Source organism: Brevibacillus sp. NSP2.1 (assembly GCF_000470975.2).
Classification (GTDB): domain Bacteria; phylum Bacillota; class Bacilli; order Brevibacillales; family Brevibacillaceae; genus Brevibacillus; species Brevibacillus agri.
Genome location: NZ_CP048274.1, coordinates 5186242 through 5202500, shown reverse-complemented (window position 1 = coordinate 5202500; position 16259 = coordinate 5186242). Strand labels below are relative to the sequence as shown.

General features: G+C 55.1%; 22 protein-coding genes, 12 tRNA genes, 1 rRNA gene and 1 other annotated feature (1 of these 36 running past the window's edge). Of the genes, 32 read left to right on the top strand and 3 right to left on the bottom strand.

Going from position 1 to position 16259, the window contains the following annotated elements; all coding sequences use genetic code 11:
- From M655_RS25575 to M655_RS25515, 13 genes are all read left to right on the top strand, one after another.
- Positions 1-1422: ribosomal RNA gene (locus tag M655_RS25575) — 23S ribosomal RNA — on the top strand (it extends 1550 nt beyond the left edge of the window).
- Positions 1423-1630: 208 nt separating this feature from the next.
- Positions 1631-2069: a sequence feature (16S ribosomal RNA rRNA prediction is too short), on the top strand.
- A gap of 255 nt (positions 2070-2324) precedes the next feature.
- Positions 2325-2400 (top strand) — tRNA-Asn (locus tag M655_RS25570).
- Positions 2401-2407: 7 nt separating this feature from the next.
- A tRNA-Ser gene (locus M655_RS25565) sits at positions 2408-2498 on the top strand.
- A 25-nt stretch (positions 2499-2523) separates the two neighbouring features.
- A tRNA-Met gene (locus M655_RS25560) sits at positions 2524-2600 on the top strand.
- Positions 2601-2609: 9 nt separating this feature from the next.
- Positions 2610-2694: transfer RNA gene (locus tag M655_RS25555), tRNA-Leu, on the top strand.
- Positions 2695-2708: 14 nt separating this feature from the next.
- Positions 2709-2782, top strand: a tRNA-Glu gene (locus tag M655_RS25550).
- Between the two features lie 85 nt (positions 2783-2867).
- Positions 2868-2943 (top strand) — tRNA-Val (locus tag M655_RS25545).
- 78 nt (positions 2944-3021) lie between these two features.
- Positions 3022-3098 (top strand) — tRNA-Met (locus tag M655_RS25540).
- Positions 3099-3164: 66 nt separating this feature from the next.
- Positions 3165-3241, top strand: a tRNA-Asp gene (locus M655_RS25535).
- Positions 3242-3276: 35 nt separating this feature from the next.
- Positions 3277-3352: transfer RNA gene (locus M655_RS25530), tRNA-Phe, on the top strand.
- A gap of 17 nt (positions 3353-3369) precedes the next feature.
- Positions 3370-3445, top strand: a tRNA-Thr gene (locus tag M655_RS25525).
- A gap of 4 nt (positions 3446-3449) precedes the next feature.
- A tRNA-Gln gene (locus M655_RS25520) sits at positions 3450-3524 on the top strand.
- 5 nt (positions 3525-3529) lie between these two features.
- Positions 3530-3605, top strand: a tRNA-Lys gene (locus M655_RS25515).
- Here the strand turns inward: M655_RS25515 and M655_RS25510 are convergent.
- Positions 3593-3787: a hypothetical protein gene (locus tag M655_RS25510; protein ID WP_152344143.1), complete on the bottom strand. Its 195-nt coding sequence runs from the start codon at positions 3785-3787 to the stop codon at positions 3593-3595. The two genes, M655_RS25515 and M655_RS25510, sit on opposite strands and share 13 nt — an antisense overlap.
- Positions 3788-4130: 343 nt before the next feature.
- Between M655_RS25510 and M655_RS25505 the strand changes: the two genes are divergently transcribed.
- The 15 genes from M655_RS25505 (at position 4131) to M655_RS25435 (ending at position 12662) form a co-directional block, all read left to right on the top strand.
- The gene (locus M655_RS25505) at positions 4131-4901 is read left to right on the top strand and encodes a tyrosine-type recombinase/integrase (protein WP_152344142.1); all 771 of its coding nucleotides are present in this window, start codon (positions 4131-4133) and stop codon (positions 4899-4901) included.
- Entirely contained in the window at positions 4898-5110 is a 213-nt protein-coding gene (locus M655_RS25500; protein ID WP_026558408.1) for a hypothetical protein, read from the top strand. The genes M655_RS25505 and M655_RS25500 overlap by 4 nt, the downstream gene beginning before the upstream one ends.
- A gap of 250 nt (positions 5111-5360) precedes the next feature.
- Positions 5361-5768: a helix-turn-helix domain-containing protein gene (locus M655_RS25495; RefSeq protein WP_026558407.1), complete on the top strand. Its 408-nt coding sequence runs from the start codon at positions 5361-5363 to the stop codon at positions 5766-5768.
- Between the two features lie 179 nt (positions 5769-5947).
- On the top strand, positions 5948-6694 hold the full coding sequence (locus tag M655_RS25490) for a DUF3102 domain-containing protein (protein ID WP_081414791.1): 747 nt from the start codon (positions 5948-5950) through the stop codon (positions 6692-6694).
- Between the two features lie 17 nt (positions 6695-6711).
- Complete coding sequence (locus M655_RS25485; RefSeq protein WP_026558406.1) at positions 6712-7353, top strand: hypothetical protein; 642 nt, start codon at positions 6712-6714, stop codon at positions 7351-7353.
- Between the two features lie 121 nt (positions 7354-7474).
- Positions 7475-7828, top strand: a complete 354-nt coding sequence (locus M655_RS25480; RefSeq protein ID WP_026558405.1) for a hypothetical protein — start codon at positions 7475-7477, stop codon at positions 7826-7828.
- A 1-nt stretch (position 7829) separates the two neighbouring features.
- Positions 7830-8117, top strand: a complete 288-nt coding sequence (locus tag M655_RS25475; RefSeq protein ID WP_026558404.1) for a hypothetical protein — start codon at positions 7830-7832, stop codon at positions 8115-8117.
- Between the two features lie 102 nt (positions 8118-8219).
- A complete protein-coding gene (locus M655_RS25470; RefSeq protein ID WP_026558403.1) occupies positions 8220-8552 on the top strand; it encodes a hypothetical protein in 333 nt (110 codons plus the stop codon).
- Positions 8546-8887 carry a hypothetical protein gene (locus tag M655_RS25465; protein ID WP_051353978.1) on the top strand — a complete coding sequence of 114 codons (342 nt, stop codon included), beginning with the start codon at positions 8546-8548 and terminating at the stop codon, positions 8885-8887. The genes M655_RS25470 and M655_RS25465 overlap by 7 nt, the downstream gene beginning before the upstream one ends.
- Complete coding sequence (locus M655_RS25460) at positions 8880-9248, top strand: hypothetical protein (RefSeq protein ID WP_026558402.1); 369 nt, start codon at positions 8880-8882, stop codon at positions 9246-9248. The genes M655_RS25465 and M655_RS25460 overlap by 8 nt, the downstream gene beginning before the upstream one ends.
- Positions 9232-9642: a hypothetical protein gene (locus M655_RS25455; RefSeq protein ID WP_026558401.1), complete on the top strand. Its 411-nt coding sequence runs from the start codon at positions 9232-9234 to the stop codon at positions 9640-9642. Before M655_RS25460 ends, M655_RS25455 begins: the two co-directional genes overlap by 17 nt.
- A 19-nt stretch (positions 9643-9661) precedes the next feature.
- Positions 9662-9910 (top strand): hypothetical protein, encoded by a 249-nt coding sequence (locus M655_RS25450; protein WP_026558400.1) that lies wholly within the window; start codon positions 9662-9664, stop codon positions 9908-9910.
- 78 nt (positions 9911-9988) lie between these two features.
- Positions 9989-10759, top strand: coding sequence for an ATP-binding protein (locus tag M655_RS25445; protein WP_026558399.1), 771 nt, complete (start codon positions 9989-9991; stop codon positions 10757-10759).
- Positions 10760-10900: 141 nt separating this feature from the next.
- Positions 10901-11323 carry a YodN-related protein gene (locus M655_RS25440; RefSeq protein WP_502708210.1) on the top strand — a complete coding sequence of 141 codons (423 nt, stop codon included), beginning with the start codon at positions 10901-10903 and terminating at the stop codon, positions 11321-11323.
- 1 nt (position 11324) lies between these two features.
- Entirely contained in the window at positions 11325-12662 is a 1338-nt protein-coding gene (locus M655_RS25435; protein WP_026558397.1) for an AAA family ATPase, read from the top strand.
- Here the strand turns inward: M655_RS25435 and M655_RS28195 are convergent.
- Positions 12659-12805 carry a helix-turn-helix domain-containing protein gene (locus tag M655_RS28195; RefSeq protein ID WP_353505649.1) on the bottom strand — a complete coding sequence of 49 codons (147 nt, stop codon included), beginning with the start codon at positions 12803-12805 and terminating at the stop codon, positions 12659-12661. The two genes, M655_RS25435 and M655_RS28195, sit on opposite strands and share 4 nt — an antisense overlap.
- A gap of 369 nt (positions 12806-13174) precedes the next feature.
- Between M655_RS28195 and M655_RS25430 the strand changes: the two genes are divergently transcribed.
- Positions 13175-14152, top strand: coding sequence for a toprim domain-containing protein (locus tag M655_RS25430; RefSeq protein ID WP_026558395.1), 978 nt, complete (start codon positions 13175-13177; stop codon positions 14150-14152).
- A 98-nt stretch (positions 14153-14250) separates the two neighbouring features.
- On the opposite strand, the gene M655_RS25425 is transcribed toward M655_RS25430, so the two are convergent.
- Entirely contained in the window at positions 14251-14448 is a 198-nt protein-coding gene (locus M655_RS25425; protein ID WP_286085929.1) for a helix-turn-helix domain-containing protein, read from the bottom strand.
- 168 nt (positions 14449-14616) lie between these two features.
- Between M655_RS25425 and M655_RS25420 the strand changes: the two genes are divergently transcribed.
- The 3 genes from M655_RS25420 to M655_RS25410 all read left to right on the top strand — a co-directional run bounded on the left by M655_RS25420 (position 14617) and on the right by M655_RS25410 (position 16176).
- Positions 14617-15222 (top strand): hypothetical protein, encoded by a 606-nt coding sequence (locus M655_RS25420; protein ID WP_026558393.1) that lies wholly within the window; start codon positions 14617-14619, stop codon positions 15220-15222.
- Positions 15223-15436: 214 nt separating this feature from the next.
- On the top strand, positions 15437-15643 hold the full coding sequence (locus tag M655_RS25415) for a hypothetical protein (RefSeq protein ID WP_026558392.1): 207 nt from the start codon (positions 15437-15439) through the stop codon (positions 15641-15643).
- Entirely contained in the window at positions 15640-16176 is a 537-nt protein-coding gene (locus M655_RS25410) for a hypothetical protein (protein WP_026558391.1), read from the top strand. Before M655_RS25415 ends, M655_RS25410 begins: the two co-directional genes overlap by 4 nt.
- Positions 16177-16259 lie beyond the last annotated feature (83 nt).

Here is a 16259-nt window from a genome sequence, read left to right as displayed (position 1 = left end):
GCTAAGGGCAAGCTGTGATGGCGAGGGAAATTTTAGTACCGAAGTCCCTGATTTCACACTGCCAAGAAAAGCGTCTAGCGAGGAACAAGGTGCCCGTACCGCAAACCGACACAGGTAGGCGAGGAGAGAATCCTAAGGTGCGCGGGATAACTCTTGCTAAGGAACTCGGCAAAATGGCCCCGTAACTTCGGGAGAAGGGGCGCCCCGGTAGGGTGAGGGTCCCCGCCCAACGTGAGCGTAAGCTTGCGTTGGGTGGGCTGAGCCCGAGGGGGCCGCAGTGAAAAGGCCCAAGCGACTGTTTAGCAAAAACACAGGTCTCTGCGAAGCCGCAAGGCGAAGTATAGGGGCTGACGCCTGCCCGGTGCTGGAAGGTTAAGGGGATGAGTTAGCGCAAGCGAAGCTTTGAACCGAAGCCCCAGTAAACGGCGGCCGTAACTATAACGGTCCTAAGGTAGCGAAATTCCTTGTCGGGTAAGTTCCGACCCGCACGAAAGGCGTAACGACTTGGGCGCTGTCTCGGCAAGAGACCCGGTGAAATCATAATACCTGTGAAGATGCAGGTTACCCGCGACAAGACGGAAAGACCCCATGGAGCTTTACTGTAGCCTGGTATTGGAACTTTGTGCATCATGTACAGGATAGGTGGGAAGCTGAGAAGCAGGGGCGCCAGCCTCTGTGGAGCTGTCGGTGGGATACCACCCTTGATGTACGGAGTTTCTAACTCGTCGCCCTCATCGGGCGAGAGGACCATGCCAGGTGGGCAGTTTGACTGGGGCGGTCGCCTCCTAAAAGGTAACGGAGGCGCCCAAAGGTTCCCTCAGAATGGTCGGAAATCATTCGTAGAGTGTAAAGGCAGAAGGGAGCTTGACTGCGAGACCTACAAGTCGAGCAGGGACGAAAGTCGGGCTTAGTGATCCGGTGGTTCCGCATGGAAGGGCCATCGCTCAACGGATAAAAGCTACCCTGGGGATAACAGGCTTATCTCCCCCAAGAGTCCACATCGACGGGGAGGTTTGGCACCTCGATGTCGGCTCATCGCATCCTGGGGCTGAAGTAGGTCCCAAGGGTTGGGCTGTTCGCCCATTAAAGCGGTACGCGAGCTGGGTTCAGAACGTCGTGAGACAGTTCGGTCCCTATCTGTCGCGGGCGCAGGAAGTTTGAGGAGAGCTGTCCTTAGTACGAGAGGACCGGGATGGACGCACCTCTGGTGCACCAGTTGTCACGCCAGTGGCATAGCTGGGTAGCTATGTGCGGACGGGATAAGCGCTGAAAGCATCTAAGCGTGAAGCCCCCCTTAAGATGAGATTTCCCACAGCGTTAAGCTGGTAAGACCCCTCATAGACGATGAGGTTGATAGGTTCGGTGTGGAAGCGCGGCAACGCGTGGAGCTGACGAATACTAATCGGTCGAGGACTTATCCACACATCTCTTAGCAAACATGCGTATTCAGTTTTGAAGGAACAAATCCTTCTAAAAAACTATTGACTTTACGGAGTGCATCTGGTAGAGTTAATAAATGTCGGCGAAAGTCGACTATGAAAATGCTCTTTGAAAACTGAACAGCGAAAGCGTTGATGAGTCTATCATGAAATGATTTGCCAGCTTTGAACCAGTAACAAACTTTATTGGAGAGTTTGATCCTGGCTCAGGACGAACGCTGGCGGCGTGCCTAATACATGCAAGTCGAGCGAGTCCCTTCGGGGGCTAGCGGCGGACGGGTGAGTAACACGTAGGCAACCTGCCTCTCAGACTGGGATAACATAGGGAAACTTATGCTAATACCGGATAGGTTTTTGGATCGCATGATCTGAAAAGAAAAGATGGCTTTTCGCTATCACTGGGAGATGGGCCTGCGGCGCATTAGCTAGTTGGTGGGGTAACGGCCTACCAAGGCGACGATGCGTAGCCGACCTGAGAGGGTGACCGGCCACACTGGGACTGAGACACGGCCCAGACTCCTACGGGAGGCAGCAGTAGGGAATTTTCCACAATGGACGAAAGTCTGATTTGCTAAGAGTGTGTGGATAAGTCCTCGACCGATTAGTATTCGTCAGCTCCACGCGTTGCCGCGCTTCCACACCGAACCTATCAACCTCATCGTCTATGAGGGGTCTTACCAGCTTAACGCTGTGGGAAGCCCCCTCCAAGATGAGACTTCCCACAGCGTTAAGCTGGTAAGACCCCTCATAGACGATGAGGTTGATAGGTTCGGTGTGGAAGCGCGGCAACGCGTGGAGCTGACGAATACTAATCGGTCGAGGACTTATCCACACACTCTTAGCAAACATGCGTATTCAGTTTTGAAGGAATAAATCCTTCAACGTTCCTCGGTAGCTCAGTTGGTAGAGCAATCGGCTGTTAACCGATCGGTCGGCGGTTCGAGTCCGTCCCGAGGAGCCATATATGCGGAGAGTTACCCAAGAGGCCGAAGGGGACGGTTTGCTAAACCGTTAGTATGCGCAAGCGTAGCGAGGGTTCGAATCCCTCACTCTCCGCCATATATTTTCAAACAAACAGCTTTATGGCGGTGTAGCTCAGCTGGTTAGAGCGTTCGGTTCATACCCGAAAGGTCGGGGGTTCGATTCCCTCCGCCGCTACCATCCTAAGCTGCGGTCGTGGTGGAATTGGCAGACACACCATCTTGAGGGGGTGGCGGGGCGACCCGTGCGAGTTCGAGTCTCGCCGACCGCACCATATCTTAATAGCTTGGCCCGTTGGTGAAGCGGTTTAACACAGCAGCCTTTCACGCTGTCATACAGGGGTTCGAATCCCCTACGGGTCACCTACAAATTCTTCATAAAGCAAAGTGCTTGCTATACTGCAGCACAAAAAGCTTTGTGAAGGCCCCGACAAGAGTCGGGGATTGTGGAGGCTTAGCTCAGCTGGGAGAGCATCTGCCTTACAAGCAGAGGGTCGGCGGTTCGATCCCGTCAGCCTCCACCACTTATCATAATCATATGGATGGTCAGCCAAAAGCGTCTTGCTTCTAAGATAGGTGCTGACATTGATCGTCCGAATCGTCGCGGGATGGAGCAGCTCGGTAGCTCGTCGGGCTCATAACCCGAAGGTCGCAGGTTCAAATCCTGCTCCCGCAACCAAATTTTCTACTCGCACTGCTCCAGAGTGAAGTAGAAGCGAAGTGCCCATCGGGTGCAGTCACGTATGGAGCTGTGGTGAAGTTGGAGTTCACGCCGGTCTGTCACACCGGAGGTCGCGGGTTCGAGTCCCGTCAGCTCCGCCATTTCTTAGCTAGAGAGATGGCAACCAAATTTTTGAGGCTCGGTAGCTCAGTCGGTAGAGCAGAGGACTGAAAATCCTCGTGTCGGCGGTTCGATTCCGTCCCGAGCCACCATTTACAGATGATATTTTGCCGGTATAGCTCAATTGGTAGAGCACCTGACTTGTAATCAGGGGGTTGTGGGTTCAAGTCCTATTGCCGGCACCACCATTGGGGTATAGCCAAGCGGTAAGGCAACGGACTTTGACTCCGTCATTCCTAGGTTCAAATCCTAGTACCCCAGCCACTTGCGAGCCATTAGCTCAGTTGGTAGAGCATCTGACTTTTAATCAGAGGGTCGAAGGTTCGAGTCCTTCATGGCTCACCAGTTTTTACAAACATAGAAACACGCAGCACGATAGAAATATCGATGCCCTTTTCTGTTTTACCATGCGGGTGTGGCGGAATGGCAGACGCACCAGATTTAGGTTCCACCGCCATAAACCCGTTAGCCCAATCGGTAGCCCATACGGAACCAATGCGCTTCTCCGTTTCTGGTACGGCTGCCAAAACGGGCCACCAACGGATAATCTAACGACGCGCTTTTGTATCGTCTATATACGCGAACACCTTCGCAACCACGCGATTATGTGCGGCGGCAACCTGCCGAACGCAAATAAAATGTGGTTACGGAGGTGTTTTTGTTTTGGCGCAAAAACGAACGAGACGACCGAATACGATTAAATCGTTCGTGTCCGGAGGGGAGAGTCATTATGCGGAGGAGGCACTTGATTTCGATACGGCGCGCGAAACGTTCCTGCGAAATTGTCGCGTCAAGAACCTAAGCGACCAGTCCCTACGGTATTATCGCGAGGGGCTCAAATCCCTGTTCGATGGTCTGCGCGATCTTGGCGTGGACAAGCCGTTAGATGTGACTGCCGATCACGTTAACGAAATCGTGCTCACGAGGAAGGATGACGGGCTATCGGATGCGTACGTCAACTCGCTCCTGCGGGGGTGGCGCGTGTTCTTCCGGTTCCTGCATGATGACGGATACCTGCCGACCAACCCCACTGAAAAAACGCGGTTGATAAAGGCGGAACGGCGGATCGTCCAAACGTTCTCGCGCGAACAGGTCAAGGCGCTCCTGGCGGTTCCTGATCGTTCGACGTTCACGGGATACCGCAATTACGTGCTCATGCTCACGCTCTTAGAAACCGGCATCCGAATTGCGGAGGCGGAAGCGCTCAAGGTGACGGATATACGGTGGCGCGACCGCATCATGGTGGTGTACGGGAAGGGGCGCAAAGAGCGGATGGTTCCGTTTCAGAAGACGCTCGAAAAACACCTCAAGGAGTACGTGACGATCCGAGGCGCACTCGACCACGATTACGTGTTCGTCAACATCGACAATGGGCCGCAGAAGAAACGCGCCATGCAGGACGAGATACGGAAGACCGGACTGGAGGCAGGACTTAGGGGCGTTCGGGTCAGTCCGCACACTTTCCGCCATACTTTCGCCAAAATCTACATCATGAACGGTGGCGACGTTTTTTCGTTGCAAAAGATTCTCGGACATACGACGTTACAGATGGTGCAGACGTACGTGTCGTTATTCGGGACGGACATCGCCGCACAACACCGGAAATTTTCTCCGCTGGAGAGTTTGGAGGGACGCCAATGATCGACCCCATCCCGAACTTCCCACGCATGACAGCCGAGATCAACCGCAGGATCGCGCAGGGAAACGTCCAAGTAACGCGGTTCGTTCCGTTCAATCCGGACAACCCTCGGTACGCGCTACTAGTAACGGACCAGTACGGAATCACCTACACGCAAACGATTGGCGGCCGGATCGTAGGCGGGAAAGAACGATATGTGTACGGCGGATAATAGGATGGCGCTGGCTCTTTTTGAGCTGGCGTTATTTTTTTTTTGCGCGTGCCTGTACGAAAACAAAACTTAGTCGTTATAAGTAGTAACGGAAAAATTTTCGCGGAAGGTGTGCGACGTCTTCCATAGCGTCGCAATATACGGTGAACGTAAGTTTTCGGAGAGGCGATGTACCAAATTTTTAGCCTTTTGTAGTTATGTAATTAGAGAGGATAAAACAAAAAGCTCCTCAAGGGAGGTGACCGCGTAAATGACCGAACATAACCTCGTATCCATCGAAACACAGTCGGAATATTCCGTCACGACTGGCCGCCGTGAGACGCGCATCTTCGTCAAGATGTACGTCGACGCGGTACACTCCGGACTACTCGCGGACATTGGCGACGAGAACTGGCGGACGCTCTGCGTCATCGCGGCGTTTATGGACGAGCGCGGCGAGTGCTATCCGACGCAAGAGTTGATCGCGCACAGGCTCGGAGTCAGCCGGGAGACGGCGGGGCGGCGGATCAAACGGCTGCTCGCGTACAGATGGCAGGGGCGGGAGGTGATCCGCGCGGTGAAGGAGCGTGACGCGGGCGGGCGGTGGCGGACGACGCGGTATACGGTGCTGCCGATCAGCCATCTGGCGATATTTGGCGGGGAGGGCGTAGCCATGTGACGCGCGTCTAACATGGATGAGTGCCGCATGGCGCGAGTGTCACAATAACTATAACTAATCTTTTAACAAGAACTAATCTTTAACAAGACAAAAGATATCGCTCACTATCGTTCGCGAGGTCAGTCATATAAAAGATATAGCCGCGCGATAGATGATTCGCGAGAAAGGGGGAGGTAGTGATGAATGTACAAGCCAAGCAAGAGGCCGCGCTCTCCGACGATCTGAATATAATCACAGCCGAGATCAACGCCTACAAGAGAGTCGCGGGCGAGGCGATCTTCGAGATCGGCAGAAGGTTGAAGCACGTAAAGGAGAATGACCTGGTTCGCGGTCAATGGATGAAATGGCTCGAATCCATTGATATGGCACACCAAACTGCGCAAAAGATAATCAATGCGCATGAGCAGTTCGGGAACCTCGCGACGTCGCGAGGATTGTCCGTCGGAAAAATCTTCGAGATGCTCGCGCTCCCACCCGACATCGACCGCGCCGAGTTCGTCTCTACCGCGCACACCATCCCGTCCACCGGCGAAGTCAAAACGATCGACGAGATGACCGTCCGCGAGCTTCGCGAAGTCAAGGCGGAGTTGAAACGCGAGCGCGAGGCGCGACAACGGGCGGAAGAATCGGCGCAAGTCCTCCGCGATACGCTCGAATCCATCGCGGAACAGCCGCAGCCGATCCGCGAGGTGCGGACGGGGACGGAGATCGGCGGTCGGTCACTCGAATTTTCCGCAGCCGTCCGCGACTTCATCAAGAAGTACGCGTATCTCACGCACTATGACGCGGAGTTTGCGGCGATGAACGAGTTGACCGCGAAGGAGTACGAGTCGGCCATTGACGGCATGTACGACTTCCTGGACGCGCTGTCTAAGCAGCTTCCGGCAAGGCGCGGGAAGAAACCCGTAATCATAAACGTTAGTTAAATCGGAGGGGAATGGGTATGCTGCAACTGAAACAAGTAGCGGATGGTAAGAAGCTTGGTATGTACCTCGACAACACGCCGGAGAATCGCGAGAAGGCGCTGCTCGTAATGGGCGCGATGCTGAACGGGGATTTGACGGAAATCAACACACTGAACGGAGTCGCTCGAATGTTAGAGACGCATCTTTCGTACGTGTCGGAAAAGTTCGAGTGGTTCGAGCGCAAGAACGCGGAAATGGCCGAAGAGATCGCCGCACTCCGCCGAAAGTTCGAGGAATTTCCGGGAGGGGCTGACGTGCTGCCGCCAAAACGAAAGCCCGGTCGCCCGTCAAAGGGACAACTCACGGAGTGGGAGCGCCAGTACCACGTAATCCTCGAATTGCACGAGGAATACGTAGCCGCGAAGGGATACGATACCAATGACAACTGGGCGATGTCCTGCACTTGGAGAAACATTTATCGCGGGTATCGTATGCTTACCGGATACTCACCGCGCGAGAAGGCGAAGCATCCGTCGTTCGGTAGCGAAAAGCCTACGAAGCTGATGCGCTATATCCTCGATGGGCATGGCGACAGCCTTGCGGCGTATATACGTGAGCAAATCGCTTCGTCTAAACAGGCGGTTACCCTCCGCCTGAACCCGTTGTATGCCGCCCATTAAACCGAAAAGGAGCCCGCCACCATGCGAATCCGCACCGGAACCTGGCGCACCCTATCCCGCGCCACCAAGCTACGCCTGCTACGCGCATATGCCACGAATAACGCGAAAGGAGTACGATAACATGCCGTGCAAATTGTGTATTGAACGCGGAAAGCCGTGGAAAGGCGATGACCCGCGTTGCGCCTTCGAAAATGGGACGTTCTCGCCCGATAACTGGAATTGCGCGACAATGATCGCTCTTCGCGAAATATCTCGCGAAATCGGCACGAACTACCGCGATGATAACGCGGTAGCCTCAATCGGAACGGTCCCGTTCGAAGGCGGCGACTACTCCGGATACATCGTCATGACGTGGTACAAGGATCGCGGTCGGACGAGTAACGCCTTCATCGCGTGGGATTCGGAACCTATCCGCGAGTTGACGGAGGCAGACGCAATACTAGCGATCGAATACAACCGACAGGAGTGGTACTAGCATGCCGCAGTACCCACGCACCGAACAGGAGACGACGCTCGTATTCGACCGCGAATCCAACGAATGGACCGCGTACAGTTGCGTTCCGACCCACGTCCGCCGCATCATCGACATCGCTCCGGTCTACACCGTATTGGATCGCGCCGAATCGGGCGATGCGTTGGCCGTCCGCGCCACGCTTACCGCGAAACAAGTCCGGATGGTGACGGAGCCGCAGCGGCGGGAACTAACGGACGAGCAGCGCGCCGAGATTGCCGCGAGATTGCGTCCAAAACGCCCTAGCGAATAGGCGAAAACTCGACGGAACACTCGCGCCGGGATAAAGAGTACCCGCCGAGGTGTTATCGCGAGAAATCACGGAGTAATCAGGAGAAAACGGAGGTGTAACGCAATGACAACAAAACCAAACCCCGGACCACCTGTTATTTGCGGTCGTCCTTATGTGCTGTTTGATCCAGAGCAGACGGCAGAAATCAAGCGCGTAGAACGAAAAAATGAGCTAATTGAGCGAATTATACAGGGACTTGATTCAGCCCTAGTTGCGGTGGATGAGTATGTATACGAATACTTGCCAGACAAGGCGTTGAGAGATACTGTACTTGAAGCGGTAGGGTTCTTGTTGCACGTATCGGGCGCGGAGTACGACGAGGAGATCGAGGAGATCATGGTGTCGACCGGGTTGCCCGAAATCAAATGGAAAGGCGAGGTGGAGACGCTATGCTGACGAAAGAAGAACTCGCCACGATCCGCGAGCGTGCGGAGAGGGCAACGCCGGGGCCTTGGAAGACGTCACAACACGATCAGTATTCGCTCGATATCGTCAGCGTGCCGGAACAAGAGGTTATTTGCTGGACCGATAGTTTTGGACAGGGGGCGCGTGATGGCTATTTCATCGCCGAAGCTCGCGAGGACATTCCGAAATTGCTCGCGGAGGTTGAGCGGCTGCGCCGACTGGTGTGGGTTATGAATGACGAAGGTGAGTATCGCTTTGGATACGCGGAGTGGTACGACTTTCATGAAGGCGTAAATGAACGATTGGAGGGGATGCGGAATGAGTAGACGCGATCTTCGCGCCGACCTAGCGATATGTAACGCGACTGTGCCCGGTCCTTGGTCGCGGACGTGCAACGATTTTATCGTCGACGCGCACGGCGAAATGATCTGCGAAATCCTTGCGGACGAGACTGTGGATACGTTCATCGCCGAATCCCGTACCGGATGGCCCCACGCAATCGAACGGGCGTTGGCGGCGGAGGCGGAGGTGGATCGTCTATCCGGAAATTTGCGCGCCACTTTCGACGCACTTGTCGGGCTACTCACGTTGATTCCCGAAAAACTCGAGCCGGAGGAACAGGCGATCATTGACCGTATCCGTGCGGACATTTACAAGGAGGCGACCGCCGGTGACCAAACGGAATAACCGTCTCCCACCCGCAAAAGACTGGCGCGCCCGTCCGGTCGAAACGTGGAACACGACGACATTCTGCGCGTATCTGTCCGACCGCCACACGGAACTCTACGGCATCCCGTACGTGCCCGGACGCGGCGGCTGGCGGATGGAACAGGGCGTGATTAAGCGGATGGTCGGCGAGTACGGGGCGGAAGTCGTCAGGAGGTTTATCGACGGGTGCTTCCGCGAGTACCGGCCGACTCGCGAGTATCCTGGCGTAAACTTTACGTTCATGTATACATATATGCGCGGTCGGGTGCTCCCGAAGGTGCTGGCGGAGGCGGCGCGGGAACAGGCGTGTGTGAAACAGGCCGACGATGTAAGGTACGAGATGACGGCGGAAGAATTGGCCGATTGGCTATGAATGAGAGGAGGCGCGTAATATGATTCCGCAATATCCTAAGGATTTCTTTGATTTCGGTAAAGGGGTTCCCGTTACTGACGAAGAGATTAACGAATGGATTCAAGAAGCCGTCACCGAGTTAAAAGAGCGAGATGACCTCCGTTCCGTAGCGAAAGCAACCGGGGACACTCGCGTCGAAGTCCGTAAGGTACACGAAGAAGGAGCGGACGGTCATTACATCGAGATACTCGTTTGTCGCGGATACCAGCGCGCGTACACTTGGGGATAAGCATGGGTTCGGTTGTGAATAACTCGAAACCCAATACACAAGGTACACACTTGTATATCAAGAAGGTGGTGAGGCTAATTGACCAATTCGAGTAGCTGTATCCTCCGCGGCCCGTGTAAAACAGCGGATGACCCCGCGATATGCACCCGCCTTTGCCCGCATTTCATCGCGCTCCACGGAGCCAGCGGACAGGGAGGTCGGGTGGCCGCCGCGAACATCCCGGTAGACTATCGGCGCGTCACCGTTGCCGACTCGATTGTTCGCGAGAGCCAACCGGAGGCATACCGAATCGTGGACGCCTATGTCGCGACCTTCGAACGCCAATTCGATGAGTCGCCGGACGCTGAACGGATCAAATCGCTATACCTCTTCTCACGCGAACCAGGCACCGGCAAGACCACGACGGCCGCCGCGATCGCGAACGCGTATCTCATCGCGCACTATATCGGCAGCCTTCAACGGAATAGGCGACCGCTGGAGCGACCGGTATACTTCCTTGATGTGAACGAGTGGCAAACGCTGTTCAACCGGTTTAACCGTCCGCGCGTGCCGGACCATATCGCAGGACCCGCGTCGGCGGCGTATTACCGGGCGTTAGCCATCGCGCAGGAGGTTCCGTTCCTGGTTGCGGACGATATTGGCGTGCGTGACGCGACTGACGCGTTTAGGGGCGATCTGCATGCGGTAATCAATCATCGCGTGACCAACCGGCTGCCGACCGTATACACGAGTAACGTCACAATCGAGGAGCTGGCGCAGGTGTTCGACGAGAGGCTGGCGGATCGGGTGCGCGATCAGTGCGCGGTGGTTCCGTTCGTGGGCGAATCAAAAAGGGGGATACGGAAATGAAACGATTGTTGACGTGGTATCACGCGTGGCAATTGCGCCGGTCCGTCCGGATGGAGGCGAAGGCGCGACGGATGTGGGACCGACACTTTATCGCGTGGGACTTATTGAGACGGTGAGAGGAGAGTGAGCAAAGTGGTACCGATGCCAAGCCCGAAGTTTAAGATTGGCGACAATGTGACCGTTAAAGGTTTCGGCAGCACCGTTTATCGCGTCGTCGGCTGCATGTCGTCTATATTTTTCGGAGAAAACGAGTGCATGACCGAAGTGGAGTACGACCTGGTTCCGCAGAACGGCACGACCTCCGACATGGTGTTCGCGTGCGAGGAGGACATGACACTGGCGGCCGCGCCCTTTCCATTCATCGTTTTTACCTTCGCGCCGGACGCGACGCACGACGAAGACGCGCGGAATGTACGCCGGGACTACGAAAACATGACGGTCGACGCGCTCCTCGACATGTACGCTGATTACGCGCTGCTGGACCGCACGTTCGGCGGCCGAGTGTACAAGCGGAGAGTGGACGCGATCCTGACGGAGCTCCGGAAACGAAAGGGGGTGCGCTAACGTGGCGTATGGCGAGTCGCTCCTATCGAAGGTGATCGACGCGAACGACCCGACCGCCCTAACCCGTTATGACATCCGCGAGGAACACTTTGGCACGGAGGCCGAACGTAAGGCATATCGGTTCATCCGCGACTATGCGGAAACGAACGGTCGCGCTCCGGACTATCGGACGGTCGCGGCAGAGGTCGCCGGGTTTACGTACATGCCGGAAGTGGCGGACTCGTTCGAGTGGCTGGCGCGAAAAGTCAAATATGACGCAGGCAAGCGCATGCTCCACCGGTTTTTGACGAGTCCGCAGGTCGGCGAAAAATTTTCCGAAATGTCATCCGAGGAGTTTGTCGGCTGGTTGATAGCGGAGGCAGAAAATGTTATAATGAGAACATCCGTTCGCAATAATGTGGGAACGGACATCAAACGGGATACGAGCGCGTTCCTGGACGAGTACCGCAAGCGCAAGGAGGGACGCTCGTTCAAGATTTGGCGCTCGAAGTTCCCGACCATCAACCGCGAGATTGGCGGATATCTGTCCGGCAACGTCTATACGTGGTACGGGCGGTCGGGTCGCGGCAAGTCCGTGTTTACGATGGAGGAGGCGATCGAGGCCGCCTTCCAGGGCGCGAACGTACTCGTATGGGCGATGGAGATGTCGCGATTCGAGTGGATGGCGCGGGCGTACTCGTCCATTAGCGCAAGGCGTGGCGTGATCTCTGCGACCATCGGCGGTGTCGACTATGAGGCGGGGTTCGAGAATCGTGCGTTGCTGGCCGGTAAGCTGTCGGAGGAGTTCGAGCGCGGGTTCGAGGCGTTTTTGGCGGAGCTGAACGACCTCATTCCGGGTACGATCAAGGTGCGTGCGGTAGACGACAAGGATTTTTCCTCGCGACGCGTCCGTGATTTGGAGGCGGACATCCTCGCGACGAAAGCGGATGTAGTCGTGATCGACCCGTACTACTACATGACGTACGAGGCGAATACGAGTCGGACGACCGGGGGAGATGCGGCGGAAACGTCGAAGAAGTTGCGGGCGCTGGCAGGCCGGACGCAGACGGTCATCCACGGGATCACACAAGCGGAGGAGGTCCGTGACGATAAGGATGACGAGGGCAATCGCGAGCTGCGTCCGCCGACGCGTGCCGAGTTGAAAAAGTCGAAGGCGTTTCTGGAGGATTCCGCGCTGACGATCGGGATTGATACGCTGGACGGGATCGGCGTCATTCAACTGAACAAAGGACGGAACGGGGGCGAGGGGGTAACGGTGGAAGTCGTGTATTTGCCAAACTACGGGATCGTTCGTGAGATGGAGACGGGCGCGGAGGCAGCGGGACAATTTAATTTCTAGTTTTCCTCGTCTATTATTCTGATAATCTCGTTCATGTCTCTTATATCCAGCGCTTCCGCGATTCTGCGGATATGGTCGAGATCGATCCTCTCCTTAATGTTACGTACCATCGGGCTTATCGTAGATTGAGCTATTCCAGTCATAGAGGATAATTCCTGTTGGGTAAGGTTGTGCTTTTCTAGTAACTCTCGAACACACAGAACTACTTTCAAAAATATTCCTCCAATCTATTGACAGTATTATCCTAAAGTTTTATAGTTATACACAGATAACGCTATATGAAAATTTAACCAAAGAAAGTATACCACATTACAAAAAATCGCGCACCCACCCCGCGCGATTCCGAAAGCGGCATCCCCGCCGCAACCCCCTCAACTATATAGTCGGCACCCCCTCAACGCCGACCCCCGATTCAGCCTCCCCGAAACGACTGGCGCTCCCCTTGCGCCAAGGCTACGCCAGTAGCCACGAAATCGACGGAGGTTTTCTGCCGTTGAAAGGAGTGACTACCTATGGAGTTGGACATGCGGAGCGAACTCGCCACCTTCCCGTGGACCCGCGCCACGTGGACGGAGGACAAGCTAGTCGCCGCGAGCCCTTTCCGTTATGACCGAACGCCCTCGTTCTACGTATGGCTCCGGGACAATCCGGTAGCCAACGCAAAGGCCGGGTACTGGCAGGATTACGGCGCGTCCGATCCGGAGTACCAGCGCGGTGGTCCCGTCAAGCTCCTCGCCTTCCTCCGCAACGAAACGGAGGAGGAGACGCGTGAATACTTACGGTGGCGCTACGGTTATGGCGGCGGGGTAACGGTCGGTCCCGACGAGTTAACGCTTGACATGTCGGTGACCCTACGCCCGCCCGCCGAACCGGACCGACCGCTCGACGTCCGCATCCTGGACGAGTATGCCGCGCCCCATCCGTATCTTTCTTCGCGCGGCATATCCGAAGAGGTGCAGCGGATGTTCGGCACTGGGTATTCACCACGCCACCGCGCCGTAACAATACCGTGGTTTAACGCGGATGGCACGTTGGGTAACGTGAAGTACCGACGTGTCGACGAGAAGACGTTTTGGTACGTGAAGGGAGGCCGTCCGATCCGTGAGATGGTATACGGATTACATATCGTGTACGAGCGTAATATTCGGCGTTCGGTGCTGGTGGAGGCGGAGATTGACGCGATGTATCTGTGGACGGCCGGAGTGCCTGCGGTGGCGGTCGGTGGTAGCGCGTTTGGCGAGGCAAAGGCGGAACTGTTGCGAAAAAGTCCGATAGAGGAGCTGCGGGTCGCGACGGACAATGACGAGGCCGGGGCGAAGTTAAAGGCGCAGGTGGTCGAGAAGATGGCGGGCTATTGCGAATTGTATGACGTGGTGATTCCGAAGGAGTACAAGGATGTGAACGAGGTGAGGTCGGCGGAGGAGGTGAGGGGGATCGTGGAAGGCGCGGTAAAATACGGATGGAAGGGTTTTCCGCTTTTGTCGCAATAAGTCGACAATTTCCGAGGTGCAAGTTCGACAAAATTTGGTATGATTGAACCGTGGTCAGTTCTCTTTAAAGAGTAATCAAGGCCAGGAGTAGGAAAGACCTACTCTTTACGGCGCCTTGCTCGCTTTCTTTCCGTGGGCTTGACGGGAATCCATTCGTACAGATCGTCAATGTGGATGCGCAGAGCGTGCGCTACGGTTTTTGCGTTCCCGAGCGACATCTTCTTTACATCGTTTGCCCAGTCGGATACTTGAGACGGAGGCATGTCGAGCTTTTCGCAAAGTTCTTGCTGCGTCATCTTCGCCTCACGTAATCTATCGGCGAGCAGGCACCTACCGACCTTGAATGACATCGGAGGCACCTCGTTGTCTATTGAAGTCTAATTCTAAAAAAACTTACCAAGAACTTGTACACTTTTCAATCTTAGTCGTTATAAGAAGTATATACCACAAAAGAGGTGAGCTACTTGGATAAAGAAAAACTGAATAATACCGCAAACGACTACTTCGAAACAGGCAACAAGGACCTTTTGGATGACCTATATCGGTCTATCTGCCGATCTTGGAGAATTAGTACGCAACGACCAGATGACTGCTCCTTGTTTAATGAAGTGTTTTGCAAAGCGGTCGCATCGTTCAAAGGCGGTGACTTTGTAAGTCTACTAAGTTTTTGTTATAAAAACGCGAAGAGAGATCGTTATAGGTACATGCGGGTCCGGAAGTATCGAGAGATACCTATTCAACCAATGACCGACGACGAGGGAAGTAATCAGAACGACCCAAACTATCTTGTTAGTTCGTTTAATCTCGAAGAAGAAGTGATTACCAAGATGTCTAAAAAGAAAGAAGCCGATAAGTTAATACTCATCGACTACCTTCTCGAATCCGCCAAGATTCAGTTTGACTCGACGATGACGGCAATCATCGAAGAGTTCCCCCGACACAAGACCCTTAACGCGCTCGGCAAAGCGCTGGGTCTTTCGCGAAACACAGTAGACCGGAAGTTGAAATCCCTTGCTCGCCACTACGACGGCAATCGCTTTGGCGACATCCAAGACTACCTCGCGGTCTAGCGAGGCCATCGGAATTACGGTACTTAGGCGTTGTGCCGTAATTCCGCCCCTCAACATAAGTATAACCGTCATTGCTGCGTATAATCAACGTCTGTAGGTTTTTTCCAATTATTTTAACCACACTTACTACTTTATAAGTTTGACACTATTTTGTCAAGCATATTTGTCACGCTTTCCTACGCTAGTACAACGCTAACCACACGGAGGGATAACGATGACTTACGATACTATACGCAACCGCACCGAAGAAGTTTCGCAATTTCGCTCGACATACCTGCGCATCACCAGCGCCAGCCCATCCGCCTACGAACGCTTTCTACGCGAAGTATGCGAAGGCACCGCGTTCGATTACGATGAGTACGGAGGTCGCCATCGCCGCAGCCACGGCCTGGTTCGCGCCAAGGCGGTGAGGCTCGCATGATCGACGGTCGAGTCCGCGTATCACAGCATGCGGCGGAAGAATACGTAAAGGATTTCGGAGGTACGGTCGAGCAGGCGCGTAGCCGGATCGGCGTAAACGTCCGGAGAGCGACGCACATAGCCGAGGTCACGGGGGCGGACGGCAAGTCAGGCGTGCTCTACGCTTATGGCGGCGCGTGCTATATCGTCCGTCACGACGAGCGCGGCCCCGTCGTCGTCACCGTATTCAAGACCGAGCCGGTCGTAGCCGCCATTCGCGATAAAGTGCGCGAAATGGTGGCGAAAGAGCTACGTAATGCGGAACGCAAGGAACGCGAGACTGCACGTAGGATTGCGGTGGAAAAAGCGGAGATTGTCGTCGAGATTGCGCAGATCAACCTTCGAATGGTCAAATCTCGGTCGGAGGCGGTTCGTATCGCGTGCCAGGCGCGGATTAACGCGCTCCATACGGCAATAGCGGAATTGGACGAAGAGCTACGCAGGGTTATCGGCAACAAGCGAGCGATTGCGAAGACGGTCGCCGCCTACTATTAGAGGAAACGGCCGAGATGGGACCGCCCATCTCGCGTCGACAAGGCGGAGTAAGCGAGACTGCCCGTTACCTTCCGCAGCGCGGC